This is a genomic window from Streptomyces sp. DSM 15324, from assembly GCF_001514285.1.
Classification (GTDB): Bacteria; Actinomycetota; Actinomycetes; order Streptomycetales; family Streptomycetaceae; genus Streptomyces.
Genome location: NZ_KQ949031.1, coordinates 358,258 through 384,434, shown reverse-complemented (window position 1 = coordinate 384,434; position 26,177 = coordinate 358,258). Strand labels below are relative to the sequence as shown.

General features: G+C 72.6%; 20 protein-coding genes. 9 read left to right on the top strand and 11 right to left on the bottom strand.

The genetic code is table 11. The annotated features are described in order from the left end of the window. Positions 1-32 precede the first annotated feature (32 nt). Both AQJ58_RS27795 and pgm read right to left on the bottom strand, forming a co-directional pair. On the bottom strand, positions 33-878 hold the full coding sequence (locus tag AQJ58_RS27795; RefSeq protein WP_067255026.1) for a PP2C family protein-serine/threonine phosphatase: 846 nt from the start codon (positions 876-878) through the stop codon (positions 33-35). 112 nt (positions 879-990) lie between these two features. Then, positions 991-2,631: a phosphoglucomutase (alpha-D-glucose-1,6-bisphosphate-dependent) gene (gene pgm / locus AQJ58_RS27790; RefSeq protein WP_067255023.1), complete on the bottom strand. Its 1,641-nt coding sequence runs from the start codon at positions 2,629-2,631 to the stop codon at positions 991-993. A gap of 316 nt (positions 2,632-2,947) precedes the next feature. Between pgm and AQJ58_RS27785 the strand changes: the two genes are divergently transcribed. After that, complete coding sequence (locus AQJ58_RS27785) at positions 2,948-3,613, top strand: lysophospholipid acyltransferase family protein (RefSeq protein WP_067255021.1); 666 nt, start codon at positions 2,948-2,950, stop codon at positions 3,611-3,613. A gap of 33 nt (positions 3,614-3,646) precedes the next feature. Here AQJ58_RS27785 and AQJ58_RS27780 read toward each other — a convergent pair whose 3' ends face one another. Further along, positions 3,647-4,642 carry a LacI family DNA-binding transcriptional regulator gene (locus tag AQJ58_RS27780; RefSeq protein ID WP_199844699.1) on the bottom strand — a complete coding sequence of 332 codons (996 nt, stop codon included), beginning with the start codon at positions 4,640-4,642 and terminating at the stop codon, positions 3,647-3,649. Between the two features lie 288 nt (positions 4,643-4,930). Here AQJ58_RS27780 and AQJ58_RS27775 point away from each other — a divergent pair, with 288 nt between their 5' ends. From AQJ58_RS27775 to AQJ58_RS27755, 5 genes are all read left to right on the top strand, one after another. Then, entirely contained in the window at positions 4,931-5,857 is a 927-nt protein-coding gene (locus tag AQJ58_RS27775) for a carbohydrate ABC transporter permease (protein WP_067255016.1), read from the top strand. Between the two features lie 4 nt (positions 5,858-5,861). Continuing rightward, a complete protein-coding gene (locus AQJ58_RS27770) occupies positions 5,862-6,788 on the top strand; it encodes a carbohydrate ABC transporter permease (RefSeq protein ID WP_067255013.1) in 927 nt (308 codons plus the stop codon). Positions 6,789-6,882: 94 nt separating this feature from the next. Then, positions 6,883-8,220, top strand: coding sequence for an ABC transporter substrate-binding protein (locus AQJ58_RS27765; protein ID WP_067255011.1), 1,338 nt, complete (start codon positions 6,883-6,885; stop codon positions 8,218-8,220). Positions 8,221-8,304: 84 nt separating this feature from the next. Further along, positions 8,305-10,350 (top strand): beta-galactosidase, encoded by a 2,046-nt coding sequence (locus tag AQJ58_RS27760; RefSeq protein WP_067255008.1) that lies wholly within the window; start codon positions 8,305-8,307, stop codon positions 10,348-10,350. 120 nt (positions 10,351-10,470) lie between these two features. Then, a complete protein-coding gene (locus tag AQJ58_RS27755) occupies positions 10,471-12,492 on the top strand; it encodes an RICIN domain-containing protein (protein ID WP_067255005.1) in 2,022 nt (673 codons plus the stop codon). An 82-nt stretch (positions 12,493-12,574) separates the two neighbouring features. Here the strand turns inward: AQJ58_RS27755 and AQJ58_RS27750 are convergent, their stop codons facing one another. Genes AQJ58_RS27750 through AQJ58_RS27725 form a run of 6 tightly spaced genes read right to left on the bottom strand, consistent with a single transcriptional unit; the run spans position 12,575 to position 18,652 of the window. Beyond that, the gene (locus AQJ58_RS27750; RefSeq protein ID WP_159056347.1) at positions 12,575-13,462 is read right to left on the bottom strand and encodes a hypothetical protein; all 888 of its coding nucleotides are present in this window, start codon (positions 13,460-13,462) and stop codon (positions 12,575-12,577) included. After that, positions 13,459-14,331: an STM4011 family radical SAM protein gene (locus AQJ58_RS27745; RefSeq protein WP_067255001.1), complete on the bottom strand. Its 873-nt coding sequence runs from the start codon at positions 14,329-14,331 to the stop codon at positions 13,459-13,461. The genes AQJ58_RS27750 and AQJ58_RS27745 overlap by 4 nt, the downstream gene beginning before the upstream one ends. Positions 14,332-14,340: 9 nt before the next feature. Continuing rightward, the gene (locus AQJ58_RS27740; protein ID WP_067254999.1) at positions 14,341-15,672 is read right to left on the bottom strand and encodes an STM4012 family radical SAM protein; all 1,332 of its coding nucleotides are present in this window, start codon (positions 15,670-15,672) and stop codon (positions 14,341-14,343) included. Next, a complete protein-coding gene (locus AQJ58_RS27735; RefSeq protein WP_199844698.1) occupies positions 15,669-16,484 on the bottom strand; it encodes an STM4013/SEN3800 family hydrolase in 816 nt (271 codons plus the stop codon). The genes AQJ58_RS27740 and AQJ58_RS27735 overlap by 4 nt, the downstream gene beginning before the upstream one ends. Positions 16,485-16,536: 52 nt before the next feature. Continuing rightward, entirely contained in the window at positions 16,537-17,688 is a 1,152-nt protein-coding gene (locus tag AQJ58_RS27730) for an STM4014 family protein (RefSeq protein WP_067254996.1), read from the bottom strand. 10 nt (positions 17,689-17,698) lie between these two features. After that, positions 17,699-18,652 (bottom strand): STM4015 family protein, encoded by a 954-nt coding sequence (locus AQJ58_RS27725; protein WP_067254994.1) that lies wholly within the window; start codon positions 18,650-18,652, stop codon positions 17,699-17,701. A gap of 197 nt (positions 18,653-18,849) precedes the next feature. Between AQJ58_RS27725 and AQJ58_RS27720 the strand changes: the two genes are divergently transcribed. Both AQJ58_RS27720 and AQJ58_RS27715 read left to right on the top strand, forming a co-directional pair. Continuing rightward, positions 18,850-19,176: a hypothetical protein gene (locus AQJ58_RS27720; protein WP_067254991.1), complete on the top strand. Its 327-nt coding sequence runs from the start codon at positions 18,850-18,852 to the stop codon at positions 19,174-19,176. 115 nt (positions 19,177-19,291) lie between these two features. Next, positions 19,292-20,338, top strand: a complete 1,047-nt coding sequence (locus AQJ58_RS27715; protein WP_067255187.1) for a DUF6745 domain-containing protein — start codon at positions 19,292-19,294, stop codon at positions 20,336-20,338. Between the two features lie 7 nt (positions 20,339-20,345). Here the strand turns inward: AQJ58_RS27715 and AQJ58_RS27710 are convergent, their stop codons facing one another. Next, complete coding sequence (locus AQJ58_RS27710; RefSeq protein ID WP_067254989.1) at positions 20,346-21,077, bottom strand: FAD binding domain-containing protein; 732 nt, start codon at positions 21,075-21,077, stop codon at positions 20,346-20,348. A gap of 177 nt (positions 21,078-21,254) precedes the next feature. On the opposite strand from AQJ58_RS27710, the gene AQJ58_RS27705 reads away from it, so the two are divergent. Then, positions 21,255-22,181, top strand: coding sequence for a GNAT family N-acetyltransferase (locus AQJ58_RS27705; RefSeq protein ID WP_067254986.1), 927 nt, complete (start codon positions 21,255-21,257; stop codon positions 22,179-22,181). A gap of 423 nt (positions 22,182-22,604) precedes the next feature. Here the strand turns inward: AQJ58_RS27705 and AQJ58_RS27700 are convergent, their stop codons facing one another. Further along, positions 22,605-25,979: a pyruvate carboxylase gene (locus tag AQJ58_RS27700; protein ID WP_067254984.1), complete on the bottom strand. Its 3,375-nt coding sequence runs from the start codon at positions 25,977-25,979 to the stop codon at positions 22,605-22,607. Positions 25,980-26,177 lie beyond the last annotated feature (198 nt).

Below are 26,177 nucleotides of genomic sequence, written 5' to 3'. Positions count from 1 at the left end.
CGCACCGAGCCCTTTGACCGCAGTCGGGGGCCCTACGGCCGCATCCGGCGTACGTCCGCGAGGAGTCCGTCGTGGCCGACCACCAGGACCGCAGCGTCGTCCTCGTGTCCGGAGCGATCGGCGCCCCGGAGCACGGCGGCGGCGAGCGAACCGGCCTCCATGCCGGCCACCGCGGCGATGCCCGCGAGACGGACGACCTGGTCCAGGCCCTCATCGACGCTGAGCCGGGGTCCCTCGACCACACCGTCCGTGAGCAGGACGAACAAGCCGCCCTGCGTGAGGCGGTAGCGGGTGACCGGGTAGTCGACGCCCCCGACGACACCGAGCGGCGGGCCCCCCTCGTCCTGGGCTATGCCGGACTTGCCGTCCGCGGTGGCCCAGACGCAGGGGACGTGCCCGGCCCGGGCGCTCTCCAGGACCCCGCTGGCCGGATCCAGCCGCATGAAGGTGCAGGTGGCGAAGAGCTCGCCGCCGAGGGAGAGCAGCAGGTCGTTGGTGCGGGCGAGGAGCTCGCCGGGCTCGCCGGTGACGGAGGCGAGCGCCCGCAGGCCGACCCGGACCTGCCCCATGAAGGCGGCCGCCTCGATGTTGTGGCCCTGGACGTCGCCGATGGACAGGCCTATCCGCCCGTCGGGCAGGGTGAAGGCGTCGTACCAGTCGCCGCCGACGTTGAGGCCGGAGCAGGCGGGGGCGTACTGCACCGCGAGCCGGTACCCGGGGGCCACGGGCAGGTCACGGGGCAGCATGCCGCGCTGTAGGGCGAGCGCCAGTTCGACCCGGGACCGCTGCAACTCCGCGCGCTCCCGGGCCTGGGCGGTCAGCGACCCGAGCCTGGCCAACAGCTCGTCGCCTTCGTCCGGGGGGCGCCTGCGGGACATCGATCACTCCGGTGCAAAACAGACATTTTACGCTTAGAGGATCATATCCGGCCGTGGGGCGGCGCGGGGCGCCGGTGCGGAGCGCCCCTGGCCACCGTCGGCTCCCTTTCCGTCAGGCCTCCAGGGCCGCCGTCACCACCGCCTTGGCCTCCTCCTGGACCCGGGTGAGGTGCTCGGCGCCCTGGAAGGACTCTGCGTAGATCTTGTAGACGTCCTCGGTGCCGGAGGGGCGGGCCGCGAACCAGGCGTTGGCCGTGGTCACCTTGATGCCGCCGAGGGCCGCGCCGTTGCCGGGGGCCTCGGTGAGGACGCCGGTGACGGGCTCCCCCGCGAGCGTGTCGGCGGTGACCTGCGCGGGTGAGAGCTTCGCGAGCAGCGCCTTCTCCTCGCGGGTGGCCGGCGCGTCGATACGGGCGTAGGCCGGCTCGCCGAAGCGCTCCGTCAGGGCGGTGTAGTGCTCCGAGGGCGTCTTCCCGGTGACCGCGGTGATCTCGGAGGCCAGCAGCGCCAGGATGATGCCGTCCTTGTCGGTGGTCCACACGGAGCCGTCGCGGCGCAGGAAGGACGCCCCGGCCGACTCCTCGCCGCCGAAGCCGAGCGAGCCGTCGACCAGGCCGTCCACGAACCACTTGAAGCCGACCGGCACCTCCACGAGCCGACGCCCGAGGTCGGCGGCGACCCGGTCGATCATCGACGAGGACACCAGTGTCTTGCCCACCCCCGCGTCGGCGGGCCACTGCTCGCGGTGCGCGTAGAGGTAGGCGATGGCGGCGGCCAGATAGTGGTTCGGGTTCATCAGGCCCGCGTCCGGGGTGACGATGCCGTGCCGGTCGGCGTCGGCGTCGTTGCCGGTGGCGATCCGGAACCGGTCCCGCTGTCCGATGAGCGAGGCCATCGCGTACGGCGAGGAGCAGTCCATGCGGATCTTGCCGTCCCAGTCCAGCGTCATGAACCGCCAGGTGGGGTCGGTGAGCGGATTGACGACGGTCAGGTCGAGCCGGTGCTGCTCGGCGATCCGGCCCCAGTAGGCGACCGAGGCCCCGCCGAGCGGGTCGGCGCCGATCCGGATCCCGGCCGCGCGGATCGCGTCCAGGTCCAGGACGGCCGGGAGGTCGGCGACGTACGTGCCGAGGAAGTCGTGACGCCCGGTGGTGGGCGCGGCGAGGGCCTGCTGGTACGGGATGCGGCGGACGTCCTTCAGACCGGCGGCGATGATGTCGTTGGCGCGGTCCTGGATCCAGGAGGTGGCGTCGGAGCCCGCCGGGCCGCCGCTCGGCGGGTTGTACTTGAAGCCGCCGTCGGCGGGCGGGTTGTGCGAGGGGGTGACGACCACGCCGTCCGCGAGACCGGAGGCCCGGCCGCGGTTGTGGGCGAGGACGGCGTGCGAGACGGCCGGGGTGGGCGTGTAGCCGTCGGTGCTGTCGATGAGCACGGTGACGTCGTTGGCCGCGAACACCTCCAGGGCCGTGACGCGCGCGGGCTCGGACAGGGCATGGGTGTCGGCGCCGAGGAAGAGCGGCCCGTCGGTGCCCTGGGCGGCGCGGTACTCGACGATCGCCTGGCTGGTCGCGGCGATGTGGTCCTCGTTGAAGGCGGTGTTCAGGGACGAGCCGCGGTGGCCCGAGGTGCCGAACGCGACGCGCTGGGCGGGGTCGGCCGGGTCGGGGTGCAGCGCGTAGTACGCGGTGACCAGCCGGGCGACGTCGACGAGGTCCTCGGGGCCGGCCGGCCGGCCCGCTCGCTCGTGCTGCATGTGCCCGCTCCTCCATGTCGGTTGACCATTTGGCTGTGCGGTTCCATCTTCCCCCGGCGCGGTGATCACCCGCGACGCCGGTCCGGGGCACGTCGCCGCGGCCGCGCCCTGACCTCGGCCCCCCTAGCGGTCCGCACCGGACCGGGCAGGACACGACGGCCGTGCCCGCGCCCGGCGCGCCGGTCGTCACGGGTCGTCACCGGTCGTCGCCGGTCGTCGCCGGTCGTCGCCGGTCGTTGAGTATCCGTACTCAGGCGCCCGGCCACCGCCACCCGCGAGACTGTGACCGGATCATCACCCGTCGAGAGGCCGACCCGTGTTCAGTCGCACCGTCATCGCCCTGACCCCGTTCTTCGGGCGGCTCACCGTCACCAGTGAGATCAAGATGCGGCTGCCCGCGGGGAGCATCTTCGTCGCCAACCACGACTCCCTGGCCGACCCCGCGGTCGTGATGGCCGCGCTGCGCAGCTTCGACCTGAAGCCGGTGGTGCTGGCCACGGCGGGCCTGTGGCGGATCCCGCTGCTCGGCAGGGCGCTCAGCCGGGAGGGGCACATCCCGGTCCACCGCGGGACCGCGCACGCCGCCCTGGCGCTCGACGCGGCCGCCGAGGCGCTGGCCGGCGGCCGCCATGTGCTCCTGTACGGCGAGGGCGGCCTGCCCCGCCGCAGGGACGCGGGCCCCACTCCCCCGGAGCCGTTCCGCACCGGGCCGGCCCGGCTGGCCCGCACGACCGGTGCGATGGTGGTCCCGATCGGCCACGCCGGAGCCCGCCGCATCGCCTCGGGCTCCCCCACCAAGCAACTCGCCGGCACCCTGACGGCCCCGATCCGCCGCCCCCGCTGCCATGTGCACCTCGGCGCCCCGATCCGTCTCCCCGAGGAGACCGACCGCGGCACGAGAGCGGCCCACCAGGCGGTGACAGCGGCCTGGCGCACGGCGGTCAGGGCGGCGGGCGAGCCGGCCCTCACGGGCTCGCGCTGACCGAGGGCGGGGCGACGCCCCGCACCCCGGGAACTACCGAGCCCCCGGCGGCGGAGCCGTGCTCTCCCGCACCACCAACCGCGTCGGCACCAGCGTCGTCCCCCTCGCCCCGTCGTCCGGATCGCGCATCTTGCGCAGCACGGCCCGCACGCACAGCCGCCCCACCTCAGCGAAGTCCTGGTGCACGGTGGTGAGCGGCGGCATGAAGGACCCGGCCTCGGGAATGTCGTCGAACCCGATGACACTCACGTCCTGCGGCACCCGCCGCCCCCGCTCCTGGAGCGCCCGCAGCAGCCCCAGCGCCATCTGGTCGTTGGCCACGAACACCGCCGTGCAGTCCTCGCGCGCGGCGAGCTCGATGCCGGCGCGGTAGCCCGACTCCGCCGACCAGTCACCCCGGATCAGCGGCGGCGCCGTACACCCCGCCTCGGTCAGCGCGGCCCGCCACGCGTCGGTCCGCCGCTGCGCGGCGAAGGAGTCCTCGGGTCCGCCCAGGTGCCACACCGTCTCGTGCCCGAGGCCGAGCAGGTGCTGGACGGCGGTCCGGCTGCCGCCCGCCTGGTCGGTGTCGACGACCGTGTAGTGCTCGCCGGCGTCGGAGTCGACGACCAGCACCTGGACGTACGGCGGCAGCATGATCGTCGCCGCGTCCAGCAGATGCACCTCCATGATGACGATCACCGCGTCCACGGCCAGTTCCTCGAGCCGGGTGAACGCGCCGCGCACCTCGTCCTGCGTGGGCAGGGCCACCGGCAGCAGCGTCACGGCGTACCCCTCGGCGGCGGCCGAGTTGGCGATCGCCTCCAGGGTGCGCACATTGCCCGTCGAGGACAGCGAGAAGGTGATCACGCCGAGGGTGCGGAACTCGCCGCGCTTGAGTGCGCGGGCCGCGCTGTTGGGCCGGTAGCCCAGTTCCTTCATCGCGGCGAGCACCTGCTGCCGTGTCTCCTCGTTCACACCGGCGTAACCGTTGGAGACCCGGGAGACGGTCTGCGAGGAGACCCCCGCCCGACGGGCCACGTCGGCCATGGAGACGGTGACCCGGCCCTGCCTCGGCGTTCTCGCCGGGCTTCTTTCAGCCATCTCCATGGCGTCCCCGCCTCTCTGTCCGCACAGGTGTCACGGTCTCCCCCAAAGGACCATTGACCATCGTAATCAGGGCAGTGTAGACATGCCGCCATCCAATGTTTACGTAAACATAACAGTCCGCCAAGGCTCTTGCGGGGCCGATGTTTGCGTAAACATCATGGGTCCGGTGAGGCGGCCGAAAATCTCCGCACCACCGCTGGTTCCACCACCGCACGAGCGAGGAACGACATGACGACGCTGCAACCGCCGGCGGCCGCCGAGCCACGGCAGGCACCGCCTCCGGCGAGACGGGACCGACGCTCCTGGGCGGGGTGGGGCTTCATAGGTCCCTTCGTGGCGGTGTTCGCCCTGGTCTTCCTGGCCCCGATCGCCTACTCGATCTACCTCAGCCTCTTCCGCGACCAGCTCATCGGCGGCAACCACTTCGTCGGGCTGGACAACTACACCCAGGCCCTCGAGGACGACGCCTTCTGGGCGTCGGTCGGCCGGGTGGCGCTCTTCCTCGCCGTCCAGGTGCCGATCATGCTGGGCATCGCCCTGCTGGTGGCGCTGGCCCTGGACAGCGGCCGGCTTTACGGCAAGAGCTTCTTCCGGATCACGATCTTCCTGCCGTACGCCGTGCCCGCCGTGGTCGCCACCCTGATGTGGGGCTTCATGTACGGCACCAAGTACGGCCTGGTGGGCGACATCAACTCCGCGTTCGGTGTCACGCTCCCCGACCTGCTGTCCCCCGGCTGGGTGCTCGCCTCCATCGGCAACATCGTGACCTGGGAGTTCGTCGGCTACAACATGCTGATCTTCTACTCGGCGCTGCGGGTCATCCCGACCTCGCTGTACGAGGCGGCGGAGATCGACGGCGCGGGGCAGTGGCGGATCATCGGCTCGATCAAACTGCCCGCGATCCGGGGGGCGCTCGTCATCGCGACGATCTTCTCGATCATCGGCAGCTTCCAGCTCTTCAACGAGCCGAGCATCCTGCGTCCGCTGGCGCTGAACGCCATCACCACGGACTACACGCCGAACTTCTACACGTACTCGCTGTCCTTCAACGGGCAGCAGCACAACTACTCCGCGACGGTGGCCATCATCATGGGCGTCATCACGATGATCGTCGCCTACGCCGTCCAGCTGCGCGGCATGCGCAAGGGAGCGTGACCCGATGAGCACCTCTGTCACCGTCTCCCCCGCGAAGAACACCGCCGCCCCCAGGCTGCGGACCCCCCGCAAGAAGCACACCCCGGGCAAGCCGAAGCGCAATGTGCTGCTGACGGTGCTGATGGGCCTGATGGTCCTCTACACCGTGGTGCCGCTGATCTGGCTGGTCATCAACTCCACGAAGACACAGACCGGTCTGGCCGAGTCCAACGGGCTCTGGTTCGCCCACGACTTCGCCCTGTGGGACAACGTCCGGGACACCTTCACCTACCACGACGGCATCTTCGGCCGCTGGCTGCTCAACACCCTGCTGTACGTGGTGCTCGGCGCGGGCGGCGCGACCCTGCTGGCGGTGCTCGGCGGGTACGCGCTGGCGAAGTTCGACTTCCCCGGCAAGCGCGCGGTCTTCGCCGTGGTGATCGGCGCGGTGGCCGTGCCGGGTACGGCGCTGGCGGTGCCGACCTTCCTGATGTTCAGCAAGATGGGGCTGACCGACACCCCCTGGGCCGTGATCATCCCGTCGCTGGTGTCGCCGTTCGGTCTCTATCTGATGTGGGTGTTCGCCGCCGAGGCGATCCCCACCGAGCTGCTGGAGGCGGCCCGGATGGACGGGGCGAGCGAGGTGCGGACCTTCTTCCAGGTCGCCCTGCCGCTGCTGGCCCCCGGGATCGTGACGGTGCTGCTGTTCACCACGGTCGCCACCTGGAACAACTACTTCCTCCCGCTGATCATGCTGAAGGACCCCGACTGGTACCCGCTGACGCTGGGTCTGAGCGCCTGGAGCTCCCAGGCGCAGACCATCGGCGGTGACGTGATCTTCAACCTGGTGATCACGGGGTCCCTGCTCACGATCCTTCCCCTGATCGCCGCCTTCCTGTTCCTCCAGAAGTACTGGCAGTCCGGCCTCGCCGCCGGAAGCGTCAAGGAGTGACACGGGCCGCGTCCCCCAAGCCCCACATGTGAGCCGAGACCGGCACCACCCCCACCCTCACCTGTCCCACCCACGAAGAAGTGGAAGCACCCTCATGCGCAGATCAACGAGCCGCGTCCTGCGCGGCCTCGCCCTCCTCTCCACCCTCGCCCTCGGCGCCACCGCCTGCGGCAGCTCGGACGACAGCTCCGACACCAAGGCCGTCTCCGCCGGTGACATCCAGTCCGCCCTGAAGAAGGGTGGCTCGGTCACCGTCTGGGCCTGGGAGCCCACCCTGAAGTCGGTCGCCGCCGACTTCGAGAAGAAGTACCCCAAGGTCAAGATCAACCTGGTCAGCGAGCGGTCCGGCGACAAGCACTACACCGCGCTGTCGAACGCCATCTCCGCCGGCAAGGGCGTCCCGGACGTCGCGCAGGTCGAGTACTTCGCGCTCGGCCAGTACTCCCTCACCAAGGGCCTGACCGACCTGGCCCCCTACGGCGCCGGCAAGCTCGCCGCCAAGTACACGCCCGGCCCGTGGAACGCCGTCAGCGACGGGGACAAGGTCTACGGCCTGCCGATGGACTCCGGTCCGATGGCGCTGTTCTACAACAAGAAGGTCTTCGACAAGTACAAGATCGCCGTCCCGACCACCTGGGACGAGTACCTGGACGCGGCCCGCAAGCTGCACAAGGCCGACCCGAAGGCGTACATCGCCAACGACACCGGCGACGCGGGCTTCACCACCTCCATGCTGTGGCAGGCCGGTTCGCGCCCCTACAAGGTCGACGGCACCAAGGTCGCCATCAACTTCGACGACGCCGGCGCCAAGAAGTTCGAGACCGTCTGGCAGAAGCTGGTCAGCGAGAAGCTGCTCGCCCCGGTCACCGGCTGGACCGACGACTGGTACAAGGGCCTCGGCGACGGCACCATCGCCACCCTGGCCACCGGCGCCTGGATGCCCGCCAACTTCGAGACCGGTGTCCCGAACGCCAAGGGCGACTGGCGCGCCGCCGCCATGCCGGCCTGGACCAAGGGCGACAAGGCGAGCGCCGAGAACGGCGGCTCCTCCCTGGCGCTGCCCGCGCTGGGCAAGAACAAGGAACTCGCCTACGCCTTCGTCGAGTACGCGAACGCCGGTGCCGGTGTGGCCACCCGGGTGAGCCAGGGCGCCTTCCCGGCGACCGTCGCGGAGCTGCAGTCCACCGCGTTCAAGAACAAGGAGTTCCCGTACTTCGGTGGCCAGAAGGCCAACGAGATCTTCGCCGAGTCCGCCGCGAACGTCGCCGACGACTGGTCGTACCTGCCCTTCCAGCCGTACGCCAACTCGATCTTCAACGACACGGTCGGCAAGGCCTACGTCTCCTCCACCACGCTGGCCGACGGCCTGAAGGCCTGGCAGGAGGCCTCGGTCAAGTACGGCCAGGAGCAGGGCTTCACCATCGAGAAGTAGTTCTCGGGCAGCAGTACGTCAACGCCGGGCGGCGCGGCTCCCGGGCCGCGCCGCCCCCGTGCACCACCCTTCGGAAGGACCGCCATGATCTCCACCCTCCAGTCCCGCATGCTGCGCGGGGCGGACGGTGAACCCGCCCCGCGTCTGGCCTACGGCGCCGACTACAACCCCGAGCAGTGGCCCCGGGACGTGTGGGAGGAGGACGTCCGGCTGATGCAGGAGGCCGGCGTGACCGTCGTCTCCGTGGGGATCTTCTCCTGGGCGAGGATCCAGCCGGGCCCGGACACCTGGGACTTCGGCTGGCTCGACGAGGTCATGGACCTGCTGCACGCGGGCGGCATCGGCGTCGACCTGGCGACCGCGACCGCCTCCCCGCCCCCGTGGCTGACCACCGCCCACCCGGAGATCCTCCCGGTGACGGCGAACGGCGAGACGCTCTGGCCCGGTGCCCGCCAGCACTGGCGCCCCACGTCGCCCGTCTTCCGCGAGCACGCCCTGCGCCTGGTCCGCACGATCGCCGACCGCTACAAGGACCACCCGGCGCTGGTCGCCTGGCACGTCTCCAACGAGCTGGGCTGCCACAACGTCTACGACCACTCCGACGACGCGGCCCGCGCCTTCCGCGTCTGGCTGCGCGCCCGCTACGGCACGCTCGACGCCCTCAACCACGCCTGGGGCACCGCCTTCTGGTCGCAGCGCTACACCGACTGGGAGCAGATCCTGACGCCCCGGCTGGCCGCCTCGCACCCGAACCCGACCCAGCAGCTCGACTTCAAGCGCTTCTCCTCCGACGCCCTGAAGGACCACCTCGTGGCCGAGCGGGAGATCCTGAAGGAGATCACGCCGGACATCCCCGTCACCACCAACTTCATGGTGATGGGCAACACCAAGGGCATGAACTACCCGGAGTGGGCCGACGAGATCGACTTCGTCTCGAACGACCACTACGTCCACCCCGGCCCGCAGGACCGCGACGAGCTGTCCTTCTCCGCCAACCTGACCAGCGGTATCGCCGCCGGGCGGCCCTGGTTCCTGATGGAGCACTCCACCAGCGCGGTCAACTGGCAGGCCGTGAACGTGGCGAAGCGGCCCGGCGAGCTGGCCCGTGACGCGCTGCTGCACGTGGCGCACGGCGCGGACGCGGTGTGCTACTTCCAGTGGCGCCAGTCCGCGGCCGGCGCCGAGAAGTACCACTCGGCGATGGTCCCGCACGCCGGCGCCGACAGCGACGTCTTCCGCGCGGTGGCCGCACTCGGCGCCACCCTGCGCACGCTGGCCCCCGTGGCCGGCGCGGAGCGGGAGACCGCGGCCGTCGGCATCCTCTACGACTGGGACTCGTGGTGGGCGAGCGAGCAGGACTCGCACCCCACCTCGCTGCTCGACTACCGGCAGGAGGCGCTCGACTGGTACTCGGCGCTCCTCGCCCTGGGTGTGCGCGCCGACCTGGTCACCACCCGCGCCGACCTCGCCCGGCACCAGGTGCTCATCGCGCCGGTGCTGCACGTCGTGCCCGCCGGGCTCGCCAAGGAGCTGACGCGGTACGCCGAACAGGGCGGCCATCTGATCACCACCTACTTCTCCGGTGTCGTCGACGAGAACGACCACGTCTGGCTCGGCGGCTACCCGGGCGCCCTGCGCGAGCTGCTCGGCATCCGCATCGAGGAGTTCGGCCCGCTGCTCGCCGGGGAGGACGTCGAGCTGGACGGCGCCGGTCCCGGCACCCTGTGGACCGACCGGATCACCGTCACCGACGAGGCCGGCACCGAGGTCCTCGCGCGCTACCGCACCGGGGTGCACGCCGGGCGGCCCGCGATCACCCGGCGCGCCACGGGCAGCGGTTCCGCCGCGTACGTCTCCACCCGGCTCGGCGTCGACGGGCTGCGCTCGCTGCTGCCGCGGCTGCTGGAGCCGGCCGGGGTGCGCAGCGAACTCCCCGAGGACGCGCGGGGCCGGGTCGAGCTGACCGTCCGCCGCGGCACGACGGAACGCTTCCTCTTCCTGGTCAACCGCACCGACGACACGGTGCCGGTGACCGGCCTGGAGGGGGACGTGCTGGTCGGCGACGACCGCACGGACGGCGCGCTCGTCCTCGGGCCGCGCGCGGTCGCCGTACTGCGCCAGGCCCTGTAGCACCCCAGGCAGCACCCCACGACTCCCCGGCACGGCCTGACCCGTGCCGGGGGCCATCCCCTCCTGCCCGCGCGGCGGGAGGGGCCCACCACAGCGACCGCACCGCAGTTGGGAGCATTGATGGCACGCCGTACCAGACGGTCCCTCGGGGCCGCAGCGCTGACCGCCCTGGCCACCGGGGCCGCCCTGCTGAGCGTCCCCGCTCAGGCGCAGGCGGACGCCGCCGTCACCGTGACGCCGGATCCGTCGTACAAGCAGGACAAGTTCGAGGGCTGGGGCACCAGCCTGGTCTGGTTCGCCAACGCGACCGGCGCCTACCCGCCCGCGATCCGCGAGAAGCTCGCGAAGCTGCTCTTCGGCGACGACGGGCTCGCGCTGAACATCGCCCGCTACAACATCGGCGGCGGCAACGCGCCGGACGTCAAGGACTACCTGCGCGCGGGCGGCGCGGTCGAGGGCTGGTGGAAGGCGCCCGCGGGCACCACCCGGACGGACACCGACTGGTGGAGCGCGGACGACAAGGCGGACTGGAACAAGGACGCCGACGCCACCCAGCGCTGGTGGGTGGACCGCATCAAGAACGACATCGACCACTGGGAGACCTTCAGCAACTCCCCGCCGTGGTTCATGACCGTCAGCGGCTATGTCTCCGGCGGGTTCAACGCCAACACCGACCAGCTCAAGGCCGACTCGGTCGGTGACTTCGCCGCCTACCTCGCCGGGGCGACCAAGCTCCTGGAGAGGTCCGAGGGCATCAAGGTCGACACGATCGACCCGTTCAACGAGCCCAACACCGGCTACTGGAGCACCCGTCTGGGCGCCGACGGCCAGCCCGTCGGCGGCCGGCAGGAGGGCGCCCACATCGGACCCGAGCTCCAGCAGAAGGTGCTCGCCGCGCTCCCGGCCGCGCTGAAGAAGGCCAGGGTCGGGGCCGACATCTCGGCGATGGACGAGACCAACCCGAGCATCTTCGCGACGAACTGGAACTCCTACTCGCAGGCGTCCAAGGACGCCGTCGGGCAGATGAACGTCCACACCTACGGCACCGGGCAGCGCACCGCCGTGCGCGATCTCGCCAAGGCCGCCGACAAGCCGCTGTGGATGAGCGAGGTCGAGGGCGACTGGGGCGACGGGCAGAGCTTCACCGACATGCGGCCGGGTCTCGGCCTCGCCCAGCAGATCGTCAACGACCTGCGTGAACTGGAGCCCAAGGCCTGGGTGTTCTGGCAGCCGGTCGAGGACTACGACAACATGAAGCCGGGCGGCGAGTCCGCCAAGGGCGGCAACTGGGGCTCCATCCAGCTCCCGTTCAGCTGCACCGGCAAGGACACGCTCCAGTCGTGCCCGATCTACACGAACACCAAGTTCGACACGGCCCGTAACTTCACGCACTTCATCAAGCCCGGCGACAGGCTGATCAAGGTGGACGACACCTCCAGCGCCGCGGCGGTGACGAAGGACGGCAAGGGCGTCTCGCTGGTCCACGTCAACAGCACCACCGCGGCCCGCACGGTCACCATCGACCTGTCGAAGTTCCGCAAGGTCAGGAGCAACGCGACCGTCACCCCGACCGTGACCAGCGCCGACGGCAAGCTCGTGCGGCAGGCCCCGGTGAAGGTCGTCGGCGGCCACGCCACCTACACCGTGCCCGCCCAGTCCGTGACCTCCTTCTCGGTCAAGGGCGTCTCGGGTGTCGCGAAGAACGCGGCGCTCTTCAGCCAGGGCCACTCCTACACGCTGACCGGTGTGCAGAGCGGCAAGGCGATCACCGTCGGCGCGGGCGGCACCAAGCTGGTCATCGGCGCGGCCAACGGCACGGTCGCGCAGAAGTGGCAGCTCGACGCGCGCTACGGCAAGGCCGGCAACCGCCAGCGGTACGTCTTCGCCAACCCGGCCGAGGGCAAGCGGCTCGCCGTGCGCAACAACGTGCCGGTCGTCGAGCCGGACACCGGTGAGCGCGATCCGGCGACTGAGTGGATCATGTCGACCACCGGTGACGGGACGTGGACGCTGATCAACGTGGCCACCTCCCGTGTCCTCGAGGTCGGCGGTCAGGCCACCAACGAGGGGGCCGCCGTGACCACCTGGCAGCCCAACTCCGGCTCCAACCAGCGCTGGAGGGTCACGGACGTGACGCCGTAACACCACGCTCCGGACCAGCTCGCCCGGAAGCCGCCCGCCCACGCGCCCCCTGCGCGTCGGCGGGCGGTCCGCGTCGGGACACTCACGGGCGTCCTCCGTACTCGCTCAACGCCAGCCGGCCCTGAGCGTGCCGTGCGACGAGGTACTCGTCGAAGCCCGCCGCTCTCCACAGCCGGCGCAGTACCCACGGCCGGTCCTCGATCGGCCGGTCGGGGTGGTCGTAGGCGTGCCGGACCGCGGCCTTGAGCAGCCGGTGCCGCACTCCGCCCAGGACCGGGCCCCAGTCCGCCCGGTCGAAGTGCAGGTCCCACCGGGCGCTCGGCCGGAAGTGGTCGTAGTACGCCGTGCGGCTCCAGCGCAGCAGGACATCGGCGCGCGGCGCCCATGCGAGCGGCGTGGGCGGCGTGCGCAGGGACCGCCACCACTCGGCCAGCAGGCCGGCCGCGAGCAGTTCCCGGAGCAGCACGTCCCCCGGGCGGGGAAAGGTCGTCGCCGCCCAGTCGCTGTGCGCCGCGGTCGGGGAGTCGTCCAGCGCCCGCCGGAGATATGCGGTGTACCGGTCGTCCCCGGTGGCGGGGAGCTCCGGCGCGCAGGGGTCGCGGGTGGCCAGGACGAGCCGCGCCTGTTCGGTGAGCGCCTCGTTCACGCAGTTGGCGAACCAACGGCAGCGGCGCAGCGCGCGGCTCGTCCTCCCCACGGTGAGGGGTATCGTGCGCGGTCGGCCGCCTTCGTCCAGGTGGATGACGAGCGTGAAGAGCTCGCGCGGCATGGCGTCCCGGTTCTTGCGCCGGTGCGGGATCTCCAGGATCAGTACCTGCTCCAGCGGTATCCGCGCAGTGCGGCCCCAGGGGAGGGGCCGGGTACGCCGCGTCAGGGAGACGGTGTGCCCGTCGAACTCCAGGCGCGACCACCGGGTGTGCACCCGAAGGGGCCGGGCGGGCGGCACACCTGGATGCCGAGGGGTCGTCATGACGGAAGTACGACCGCGCCGAGCCGCTCGGTCGCCGGGATGCGTTCCAGGACGCCGCCCGCGAACACGTCGTACAGCGGCAGGGTCTCCAGGTGCACGTAGCCGATGTGGCAGTCGCAGACGGCGAGCGGGCAGGCGCGGGGGCGCAGGGCGGCGCGGTAGGTGCCGTCGTAGAGGTTGCCGAGTTCGGCGGGGACGAAGTGGCAGCGGCGGACCGTGCCCTCGCCGTCGACCGAGATCACCGACTCGCCGGTGCGGCAGGGCAGTCCGGCGCTGGCGTGGGGGTGGCGGCTGTACGGGAAGAGGGGATCGAGGGCGGTCCACTCCTCGGCCTCGGGGTCGGTGTAGGTGTGGCCCTCGGCCGCGTTGATCCACAGGTAGACGTGCTCGGGCAGGTCGGCACGGAGCCGGCGGGCCGCGGCGAGGTGCCCGGGCAGGCCGACGACTCCGACGCTGAAGCGGATGCCCCTCTCGGCGAGGTCGCGGCACTTGGCGAGGAAGCGGTCGTAGGGGGTCTGGCCCGGGTGGTACGTGCACCACAGGGCCAGCGTCCCGGGGTCGGCGTCGGCGAGCCAGTCGGTGCGGCAGCTCAGGTTGGTCTGGATGGCGACGCGGCGGATGTGGGGCAGGTGGGACAGCTCGGTCAGGGTGCGCCGGTACCAGGAGCGGACCAGGCCCTCGCCCCAGGGAGTGAAGAGGAGGGAGAGCCGGTCGTCCGTCCGGTCCGTGGCCCAGGCCGCGAACCGCTCCAGCGCTGCGCGGTCGGCCCGCAGTTGGGCGCTGGAGTCACGGCGCTTGGCGAACGGGCAGTAGGGGCAGTCGTAGTCGCAGGAGGCGAGCGGGCCCCGGTAGAGGAGAGTCAGGTCCACGGCGGCCGGTCACTTCCGCTCGTAGGCGGCCATGGCGGCACGCACGGCCGGGGAGAACAGCGCGGGACCGATGGCGTCGGAGTGGGCGAGGCCCTCGGCGGTGAGCCGGACGAGCCGCGAGTCCTCCGTCAGCCAGCCGCGGGCGGCGAATCCGGCGAGTTCCGGGCCGAAGTCCTCGGTGGGGGTGCCGCCGAAGCGGGCACGGTAGTCGGCGACTTCGAGTCCCTCGGCCTGGAGGAGGGACTGCAGCAGGTGCCGGCGACGGGACTCGTCGGGGGTCATGGGGTGGCCGACCTCGGCGTGCGTGAAGTCGGTGGTGGTGACGTAGTCGTCGATGATGCCGCGGATCTCGTGCATGCCGACCGCGTAGTCGAAGGAGTAGTGCAGTGCTGCGGTGTAGGAGCGGGCTCCGCAGCCCAGTCCGATCATGCCGTCGGTCTGGCAGGCGTAGTCGTCGGCGCCCTGGGGCGGGGCGTCGGCGCGGCGGAACATCCGCATGGACTGCTGGGTGTAGCCGTGCGCGAGGAGGTGGTCCCGGCCGGTCCGGTACAGGGTGAGCCGCTGCTCGTCCCAGGCCGGGTCGTGGCCGGTCGCGGCGCGCCGGTCGAGGCCGGTGAGGGGGCGGACGTAGAGCGGGTAGAGGTACAGCTCCTCGGGGCGCCAGGCGAGGGCGGCGTCCAGGGAGTGCAGCCAGCTCCGCTCGGTCTGGCCGTCGATGCCGTAGATCAGGTCGATGTTGAGGACCGGGATGCCCGCGTCGCGGATGCGGGCGAGGGCGCTCTCGACGTCGGCGCGGCGCTGCGGGCGCACGGCGGCCCGGGCCTCGGTCTCGACGAAGCTCTGGACGCCCAGGCTGAGCCGGGTGGCGCCGCGCTCGGCGAGGACGGCGAGCCGGTCGGCGGTGGCGGTCGCGGGCGAGGCCTCCACGGACAGCGGGACCGCGCGCAGGTCGGCGCCCATCCGGTGCTCGGCGATGTCGCAGAGCCGCTCCAGCTCGGCGGCGGTGAGGAAGGTGGGGGTGCCGCCGCCGAACGCGGCCGTGGCGAAGCGGACGACGTCGGTGTCGCCGAGGGCCTCGCGGACGGCGGTGGCCTGGCGGTCCAGGGCGTCGAGGTAGGCGCCGGTGAGGCCGTCGGGGGCGCCGATGCGGGTGAAGAGGTTGCAGAAGCCGCAGCGGACCTCGCAGAACGGTATGTGCAGGTAGAGCGAGAGGGCGTCCTTGGGCTCCGCCGCCCACAGGCTCCGCAGCGCGGGCCGGTCCGTGAGCGTGCGGTAGGCCGTCTTGTGGGGGTAGGCGTAGACGTAGTGCTGGTAGGGGGTTGCCGCGGTCGCGGTGGTCATCGGGCGGCCTCCGCCGGGTCCAGGAAGAAGTGGGCGTACGGCACGGTCCACACCGACGGGTGACCGAGGCGGTGGCCGCTGTAGCCGTCGTCGCCGTAGGCGGTGCCGTGGTCCGAGCAGACGATCACGAAGCAGGGGCGCCGGCTGCTCGCGGCGGTGAGGAGCCGGCCGATGTGCCGGTCGACGTACTCCAGGGCGGCGGCATGGGTCTCGCGGGTGTCGCCGGCCTCGCGGGTGGCACCGGGGAGGTGGAACCAGTTCGGCTGGTGCAGGGCGGAGACGTTGACGAAGAGGAACAGCCTCTGTTCCGACGGGAGTCGAGCGACGACGCGTTCCGCGCAGGCGACCTGGTTCTCGAAGGAGTGCGGTGAGGTGACCCCGAACTCCGGTGCCCAGTGGGACTCGTGGAAGAGTCCGGGCAGCACCGAGCCGAGCGGGCCCTGCTTGTTGAAGAAGCCCACTCCGCCGATGCACACGGTGTGGTAACCGGCCTTCGCCAGGCCGGAGACCAGGTCCGGGGTGTCGTACACGAAGGTGCCGTCGGCGGTGGTCTCGCTGCCCGCGAAGCTCGCCGCGAACAGCCGCGGGTGCGGGCCGGGGGCTGCCGGGGTCGGCAGGAACCCCGCGAAGATCGCCTGGTGGGAGGCGTAGGTGAAGCTGCCCGGGGCGTGCCGCTCCTCCCAGCGTCCGCCGGGGAGGTGCCGGGCGAGATGCGGGATGCGGCCGGCTGCCGCCAGTTCCACGGCCACGTCGTGGCGCAGGGTGTCGAGGGTGACCAGGAGGATGTCGTGGCTGCCGACGACGTCCTTCATGTCGGGCTGACCGGGCAGACCGGGGAGATCGGGGAGAACGGGGAGATCGGGTTCAGGCATGAGGGGTTCCTCTGTCGCGCCGGTCGTGCCGGTCGTGCCGGTCGTGCCGGTCGTGCAGTACGGCGGCCACCTGGGCGCCGTAGGTGTCCAGGTGCTCGGCGCCGCTGCCGGGCAGGCCGGTCAGCCGGGGCAGCAGGTCGCCGAAGGCGTTGACCTCACCGACGGCGGCCCTGCGCCAGCCGACGGCCGGGAGCAGGTCGACGCCGACGCAGAGGGTGCGCGGGAAGCAGGCCGCGGCCCGCTCGCACACCCCGAGGACGTCGGCCCAGCGGGTGCCGGCCGCCTCGAAGGAGCGGCGGACGGCCTCGAGGTCGCCCCGGCTGCCGCCGAGGTGGAGATTGGTCAGGGGGGAACGGCTGGTGCGGACCACCGCGTGGGTGGCCCGGCCGGCCACGACGACGACCCGCAGATCGGCGGCGCGGCCCTCCTGGGAGGCCTTCGGCAGCCAGCGTTCGAGGTGCAGGCCGTCCGGGGCGAGGGCGTCGACGACGGCCGCGATGTCCCGCTCGCTCTCGTAGCGGCGCACCTTGAGGGAGTTGTGCAGGCTGCCGTCCGGGGCCAGCTCCACCGAGGTGGTGGCCCTGATCCGGCCGCCGCCGGCCGCCTCCACGGCGAGGACGCCCGACGCGGACGATCCGTGCGCGGGTTTCACGAACAGCCGGTGCATCCGGTGCGCGTCCATCAGCGCCCGTACGTCGTCCCAGCCGCGCACCTCGGCGGCGCCGGGGCCGGAGGTCGGCGAGGCGGGTACGGGGACCCCGGCGGCGTCGAGGACGGCGTGGCAGCGGCGTTTGTCGAACAGGACGGCGAGGTCGTCCGGGTCGTCGAGGCGGCGGCCACCGCGCAGCCCGCGCACCGCTGCGGTGAACCGGGCGTACCAACGGGCCGAGCCCTCGACCCGGGTGGGGTCCCCGGCGCCCCGCAGGGTCCGGTCGACCTCGGTGTTCTCCCCGGGGGAGTCGACGCGGACGGTCTCGTCGGCGGTGAAGTCGGCTCCGCCGTCGCGCAGGACGTCCGTCCAGGGGACGATCCGCGGGGCGGGCAGTCCGGCCGCGAGGACCGCGTCGCGGAAGAGGGCGACGCGGCGGTTCTCGGGGTTGCCGACGACCGCGAAACGCGGTGCGGGCGGGGCGGATGCGCTCACTCGGGTGTGCTCACTCGCCCACGGCGACGTAGCGCCAGACCGTGCCGTCGGCCTCGGTGTCCTCGTCGGCGTCGTCGCGGTCGAGGTCCAGTTCGACGCCCGCCAGGGTCTGGCGCAGGCGGTCCTGGAGCGGCTCGGTGAGGTAGTGGTGGTGCAGGTCGAGCTTCTTGAGGTGGGTGAGCGGCTGCCCGCCGAGCAGCGCGGCGGCGCCCTCGTCGGTCAGGATGCCCATGGAGAGGTCCAGCACCTCCAGGCGGGCGACGACCGGCGCGGAGGCGACGGCCGCGGCGACGGCGTCCTGCATCTCGCTGTTGCGCAGGGCCAGGTGACGCAGGTGCGGCAGCCGCGCGCCCGACAGGAGGGGCTCCAGGTCGGCGACCTCGCTGTCGCCGCCGTAGTCCGGGGTGCCGAGCCACAGATCGAGGTGCTCCAGGGCGGGCAGGTCGCTGCCGCCGACCCCGCGCACCACCTCGGCGCCCAGGCCGCCCGCCTCGATGACGAGCCGGCGCAACGCGCCGTGGCTCACCGCGGGGAACTCCAGCCCGGAGCCGCCGCGCACCCCCAGCTCCTCCAGCGCGGGGTAGGCCTTGAGCAACGGGGTGACGTCGGTCTGGTTGATCCAGGAGATCTCGCACTCCTCGGACTCCATGTCCCCCACGAACAGGGCGCGCAGCGCGGGGAAGCGGTCCCCGGCGCCGACCAGGGCGTCGATGACGGCGGTGGGCTCGGTGTCGTACGCCTCCTGCCAGGGGCCGACGATCAGGGCTCGTACGCGGGTGGTGTCGACGGCGGCGCAGAAGCGGGCGAAGGCGTCCGTCCACGGCTCGCCGGCGTCGTAGACGTCGGAGGTGATCCGCCAGGCGACGCCCTCGGCGTCCGGCAGGTCGTCGGTGCGGGCCTCGGGGCCCGGGAAGGAGTAGGCGGGCAGCCCGTACAGCGAGACGAGATGGGTGGCGTAGGACATACGGCTGCTCCCGTGCGGAAAAGGTGTGCGATCCCTGATGCCCGCAGTTGTACCAACAGGCACTGACAACGGCCCTCGGCGGGGGCGGGGTTGCGGGGTGGGGGTCGACGGGCGGGTCCGGGGCGTTGTCAGTGGTGGCCCGTACGGTCGTGGTCATGAGGCCGGTGCGCGGTGCACCCGGCGGTGAGGGGAGAGCCATGTACCGGCAGGGAGACGTGCTGATCGTGCCCGTGGACGCGGAGGCGGTGCCGCCGCATGTCGCTCTGGCGCCGCGGGAGGCACGGGACGGGCGGGGGCGGCTGGTGCTGGCGCTGGGCGAGGTCACCGGGCATGCCCACGCCGTGGTGGGGCCGGGTGATCTGGTGCGCGAGCCGGGGCCGTTCGGGCCGCGGCTGCTGCATCTGCCGCAGGGCGGCCGGGTGGTGCACGAGGAGCACGCGGTGATCCCGCTGCCCAGGGGCTGGTACCGGGTGATCCGGCAGCGGGAGTACGTGCCGGGGTCCGTGCGGATCGTCGCGGACTGACCCGGGCCGGGCGCCGCCCGGGTCGAGCAGGGCCGAACAGGCGTGGGCAGGGCTGAACAGGGTTGAACCGGTGAAGCAGGTCGAGCAGGTGGAGCAGGGAGTGGGGGACAGTCCGATGACGACGACGGGTGTGCAGGTGGGGGCGGTGGCCTCGGACGAGGCTCTCGCCGGGTGGCGGGCGTGCGCCACGGCGACCGGTCCCGCCGACCGGGCGGCGGCCGAGGCCGGGGTGCGCCGGGCCTACCGGCAGGCCGGGCTGGCCGCACCGGAGCGGGTGGTGTGGGCAGGTTCGCCGCGTGCGGCGGTGACCCTGATCCGGGCGATGACGGACACGGGTCCGAGCGTGCGCGAGACCGTGCGCAGCGCGCCCTGGGCGCAGGAGCGGCAGCTGCTGCACGCGGAGTTGGGCACGTCGGGCTGGCCGGCCCACTGGGCGGCCACCGGTGGCCGGCTGTGGGACTCCACCCAGGCGCTGGTGGACCGGATCCGGACCGGGCTCCTGGAGGAACTGGCCGGCGGGGAGAGGGGCGAGGAGGCCGCGCGCATACGGCTGATCCTGCTGGACGCGGTGCTGGGGCAGCACGACGCGCCGTGGCTCGCCGCGTTCGCCACCGACGGCGGCCCGCTCGACGGACTGGCCACGGTGTCCCGCAACGCGGGCTGGTGGTGGCCGTTCGCGCGGGTGGCGGTGGTGTCGGAGCGGCCGGTGGCCCTGCACCGCGACGAGGCGGGCCGCCTCGACCACGGCGACGGCCCGGCGCTCGCCTATCCCGATGGGTTCGCCCTGTACGCCTGTCGGGGCATGCCGGTGCCGGCCGCGTTCCTGGCGGAGCTGCCGTCGCTGACCCCGGACCGGATCCGCGCCGAGGAGAACGCCGAACTGCGCCGCGTGATGCTGGAGTACTACGGCTACGACCGGTATCTGGCGGACTCCGGTGCCCGCCCCGTCCACCGGGACGGGACGGGCATCCTGTGGCGGATCGACCTCGCGGACGACGAGCCCGTGGTGATGGTGGAGGTCGTCAACGCAACGCCGGAGCCGGACGGCACCCGGCGCACGTACTGGCTGCGGGTGCCGCCGTCGACGCGGACGGCGCGGGAGGGGGTCGCCTGGACGTTCGGACTGGCGGCGGACGCCTACCGGCCGCTGCTGGAGACGTGAGGAGGCCTCAGACGCCCGTGCGGGCCAGCACGTCCGTGACCTGCTCGCGCAGATGGGCCCGGGCCGGGGCGGGCAGGGCGGCGAGGTCGGTCCGTTCCAGGGCGTGCAGCACCTGGTCGGCGTCCGGGTCGAAGGGGGTGCTCTCGCTGAGCACCTCGTAGCCGTCGCGTACGGCCACCCGCAGCAGACCGGGCGCCCCGGCATCGCCGTCGGCGTCCGTGTGGACCGCGGCGGCCACGACGAGCGGGGGCGGGCCGCCCGCGTCGCCCTCCACCTTGCGGTAGCCGCTGACCAGGGGGGTGCGCCAGCGCAGGGCGAGCAGCAGCGGACGCTTGGCCACCAGCTCGGTGAGGTCGGTGTCGTACACGCTGTCGGCTTCCAGGACCGTGGCGCGGGCGTCCAGGACCAGCGCCGCGGGGAGCAGACAGCGCAGGGTGCTGCCGACGATGTTGCCGCCGACGGTGGCGGTCCGGCGCACCGCTCCGGTGCCGATGCCGCAGGCCGCCCGGTGCAGCACCTCGGGCACGGTGGTGTCGACGCGGTGCAGCAGCACGGCCCCGCCGAGTTCCTCGGCGCCGACGACGTTCGCCTCGGGCACATGGCGCAGCGACAGCGCCTGTTCCGGGAAGCCGTCCCGTTGCCAGGCGGCCCACACCAGTGTGGCCCCGCCGATCGGTACCGCCCCCTCGGCCAGACAGCGCTGAGCGTCGGATATGGAGGTGGGAAGACGCAACTGCACGACAACCGACCTGCCTTCCCGGGTAGTTCGTGGGGAGACACGTGTCACTCCCCCGTGTGATCAATGGCCGAACGGATTCTGCCCAGGCGGATGGGGGCGCATACAGGGCTCATGGCGGCACTCGGTGCCGGGACGAAATGCGTTGCGGCCGGGGCCGCCGCTGCCGACCCTTGGCCCATGTCCTATGTCCTGCGCCCCGCCACCCTCGCCGACGCGCCCGCCGTGACCGAACTGCTCAACGCCGTCGACCTGATCGAGATCGGCCGGCCCGAGACGGACCTGCACACCGTCGAGGCCGATCTGAAGCACCCGGAGACCGATCTGGAGCGCGACTCCTGGCTCGCCTTCGCGGGCGACCGGCTGGTGGCGTACGGACTGTTGTGGGACGAGTCGGGGGGCGAGCGCGTCGACGTCGACCACTACGTCCTGCCCGACCGCCAGGACGCCGGGCGGCTCGTCCTGGAGGCGATGGAGGCACGGGCGCTGGAGCGGGCCCGGGAGAACGGCGCCGGGCGCGCCGTGGTGCATCTGCACCTCAACATCGCGCCCACGCTGGACACCTCGCTGCTGACGCAACGCGGCTGGTCCGTCGTACGGCGCTATCACGTGCTGCGCCGGGCGCTGGATGCGGCCGAGGACCGGGCGCCGGTGCCGCCCGCCGGGGTGCGGCTGCGCCCGTGTGCCACCGAGGCGGACCGCCGGCGGGTGCACGAGCTGTACCAGGCCGCGTTCGCCGAGCACTTCGACTTCCAGCGGCGCGGCTACGAGCAGTGGCTGCACGACGTGGACGCCGAGGGGCTCGACTGGTCGCTGGTGTGGATCGCCGCCGCGGACGGGTTCGGGGACGCCGGGTTCCTGCTGGCCCGCGACGACCGTGAGGCGATGGGCTGGATCCGCAGCCTCGGGGTGCTGCGCGAGGCCCGGGGGCGCGGGCTGGCCGGGCTGCTGCTGCGGCACGCCTTCGCGGCCTTCGCCGCGCGGGGCCGGGACACCGTGGGGCTCGGCGTGGACACCTCCAACGCCACGGGCGCCCCGCAGCTGTACGCCCGCCACGGGATGGGCGTGCACTACGCGGTGGACACCTGGGAGGCCGTCCTGCGCTGACGTCCGAGCGCCCCGACGGGCGTCTTCCAGGACCCCGCCGCCCCGGACGTCCTGCGCTCCCGCGAGCCGGCGCCCGGCACCGTGGCACTGCCGAACGCCTTTCGTGCCGTGGCGCGCCGCCGGTCAGACCGCCGGCGGAGAGCCAGGGCCGAGAGGCGGTGGAGTGGCCGTCGCAGATCACCTGGAGGCGCGGATACGGGCCGGTCGACAGGCCGGTGGAGCCGACCCGTCCGACCGTGGTGCCGGTCTGCACGGCCCGTCCCGCGGTGACGTCGATCCGGGAGAGAGGGCTCCTGCCCGTGCCCGTCTTCCCGTAGCCCGCCCGCACAGGGTGCGGATCGACCCGTCCGGCGGGCCGGAGCCGGGGGAGGGCGCGGAGCGGTGCGTGGCCGCCGGTGAGTGACCCCGCCGGCGGCCGGCCGGTCAGTCCACCACGACCAGCAGGTCACCGCCCTCCACCTGCTGGATCCGGGTGATGGCGAGCCGGGTGACGCGGCCGCCCCGGGGCGCGGTGATGGTCGCCTCCATCTTCATCGCCTCGATGGTGGCGACCGTGGCACCGGCCGCGACCTCGTCGCCCTCGGCGACGGCGAGGGTCACCACGCCCGCGAACGGGGCGGCGACATGGCCGGTGTTGGCGCGGTCGGCCTTCTCGGTCACCGGGATGTCGGAGGCCGCCGCCCGGTCACGGACCTGGATGGGGCGGAGCTGGCCGTTGAGGCTGGACATCACCGTGCGCATGCCGCGCTCGTCGGCCTCGCCGACCGCCTGCAGTTCGATCAGCAGCCGCACGCCGGGCTCCAGGTCGACGGAGTACTCCTTGCCCGGGCGCAGCCCGTAGAAGAAGTCCTTGCTGTCCAGCACGCTGGTGTCGCCGAACGCCTGGCGGTGGGCCTCGAACTCCCGGGTGGGGGCGGGGAACAGCAGCCGGTTGAGGGTGGCACGGCGGGACTTCTCGAGGCCGTCGCGGTCCTCGGCGGTGAGGTCGTTGACCGGCTTGGCGTCGGCGCGGCCCTCCAGGGCCTTGCTGCGGAAGGGCTCGGGCCAGCCGCCGGGCGGGGTGCCCAGCTCGCCGCGCAGGAAGCCGATGACGGAGTCGGGGATGTCGTAGCGGTTGGGGGCCGCCTCGAAGTCCTGCGGGGAGACGCCGGCACCGACGAGGTGCAGGGCGAGGTCGCCGACCACCTTGGAGGAGGGGGTGACCTTGACCAGGTGGCCGAGGATGCGGTCGGCGGCGGCGTACATCGCCTCGATGTCCTCGAAGCGGTCGCCGAGGCCGAGCGCGACGGCCTGGGTGCGCAGGTTGGACAGCTGGCCGCCGGGGATCTCGTGGTGGTAGACGCGCCCGGTCGGGGAGGCGAGGCCCGCCTCGAAGGGGGCGTAGACCCGGCGGACGCTCTCCCAGTACGGCTCGAGGTCGCCGACGGCCTGGAGGTCGAGGCCGGTGGGGCGCTCGGAGTGGTCGGTGGCGGCGACGAGCGCCGACAACGAGGGCTGGGAGGTCGTGCCGGCCATGGAGGCCACCGCGCCGTCCACCGCGTCCGCGCCGGCCTGGATCGCGGCGAGGTAGGTGGCGAGCTGGCCGCCGGCGGTGTCGTGGGTGTGCAGGTGGACCGGCAGGTCGAACTCGCGGCGCAGGGCGGAGACCAGCTTGGTGGCGGCGGGGGCGCGCAGCAGGCCCGCCATGTCCTTGACGGCCAGGACGTGGGCGCCGGCCTCGACGATCTGCTCGGCGAGCCGCAGGTAGTAGTCGAGGGTGTACAGGCGCTCGTTCGGGTCGGACAGGTCGGAGGTGTAGCAGAGGGCGACCTCGGCGACCGCGGTGCCCGTCTCGCGCACGGCGTCGATGGCGGGGCGCATCTGGCCGACGTCGTTGAGGGCGTCGAAGATGCGGAAGATGTCGATGCCGGTGGCGGCGGCCTCCTGCACGAAGGCGTCGGTCACCTCGGTCGGGTACGGCGTGTAGCCGACGGTGTTGCGGCCGCGCAGCAGCATCTGGAGGCAGATGTTGGGGACGGCCTCGCGCAGGGCGGCCAGCCGCTCCCAGGGGTCCTCGGCAAGGAAGCGCAGGGCGACGTCGTAGGTGGCACCGCCCCAGCACTCCAGGGAGAGCAGGTCCGGCAGGGTGCGGGCGACGAGCGGGGCGGAGGCGAGGAGGTCCTTGGTGCGCACCCGGGTGGCCAGCAGGGACTGGTGGGCGTCGCGGAAGGTGGTGTCGGTGACGCCGATCGTCGGGGACTCGCGCAGCCAGCGGGCGAAGCCCTCGGGGCCGAGCCGGACCAGCCGCTGCCGGGAACCGGCCGGCGGCTCCCCGGCGGGCAGCGGGGGCAGCTTGGTGGTGGGCTCGATCAGCTCGGGGCGCTCGCCGTGCGGCTTGTTGACGGTGACGTCGGCGAGGTAGGTGAGCAGCTTGGTGCCGCGGTCGGCGGAGGAGCGGGCGGTCAGCAGGTGCGGGCGCTGCTCGATGAACGAGGTGGTGACCCGCCCGGCCTGGAAGTCGGCGTCGTCCAGGACGGCCTGGAGGAAGGGGATGTTGGTGGCCACACCGCGGATGCGGAACTCGGCGACGGCCCGGCGGGCCCGCCGGATGGCGGCCTCCAGGTCCCGGCCCCGGCAGGTGAGCTTGACCAGCATGGAGTCGAAGTGCGCGCTGATCTCCGTACCGGCGTGGGTGGTTCCGCCGTCGAGGCGGATGCCGGAGCCGCCCGGGGAGCGGTAGGCGCTGATGCGGCCGGTGTCGGGGCGGAAGCCGTTGGCGGGGTCCTCGGTGGTGATACGGCACTGCAGGGCCGCGCCGCGCAGGGTGACCGTCTCCTGGGAGAGGCCGAGGTCGGCGAGGGTCTCGCCGGAGGCGATGCGCAGCTGTGCCTGGACGAGGTCGACGTCGGTGACCTCCTCGGTGACCGTGTGCTCGACCTGGATGCGGGGGTTCATCTCGATGAAGACGTGGTTGCCGTCGCGGTCGAGGAGGAACTCGACGGTGCCCGCGTTGCGGTAGCCGATCTGGCGGGCGAAGCGGACGGCGTCGGCGCAGATCCGCTCGCGCAGCTCCGGGTCCAGGTTGGGCGCGGGGGCCAGCTCGATGACCTTCTGGTGGCGGCGCTGGACGGAGCAGTCGCGTTCGAAGAGGTGCATGACGTTGCCCTCGCCGTCGGCGAGGATCTGCACCTCGATGTGGCGGGGGTCGACGACGGCCTTCTCCAGGAAGACGGTCGGGTCGCCGAAGGCGGAGGCGGCCTCGCGGGAGGCGGCCTCGATGGACTCGCGCAGCACGGCGGGGTCCTCGACCCGGCGCATACCGCGGCCGCCACCGCCGGCGACGGCCTTCACGAAGACGGGGAACCCGATCTCCTCGGCGGCCCGGACGAGTTCGTCGATGTCGTTGGAGGGGGCGGAGGAGCCGAGGACGGGGACGCCCGCCTCCCGGGCCGCCGCGACCGCGCTCGCCTTGTTGCCGGTCAGTTCGAGGGTGCGCGCGTCGGGGCCCACGAACGTGATGCCGGCCTCCTCGCACGCGCGCGCGAGCTCGGGGTTCTCGGAGAGGAACCCGTAGCCCGGGTAGACGGCGTCGGCGCCCGCCCGGCGGGCGGCGGCGACGATCTCCTCCACGGAGAGGTAGGCGCGCACCGGATGCCCGGGTTCGCCGATCTCGTAGGCTTCGTCGGCCTTCAGCCGGTGCAGTGAGTTGCGGTCCTCGTGCGGGAAGACGGCGACCGTGCGCGCGCCCAGCTCATAGCCGGCGCGGAACGCACGGATCGCGATCTCACCACGGTTGGCGACCAGCACCTTGCGGAACATCCTGGACCCCTTCAGCCTGACGGTGACGGGACCCATGGTGGCGGTGGGTGACTTCTTTGACCATGTGAGCCGGGCCACTCAGCGGCATGTCTCGCCCGATGAGACGTGTTCCGCAGGGCGAATCAGGTCACGGTGGCCGCCTCCGCCGGACCCGGCGGGTCTCGCTCACGCGGGCGGGGGCCTCGATCCGCCGCCCGA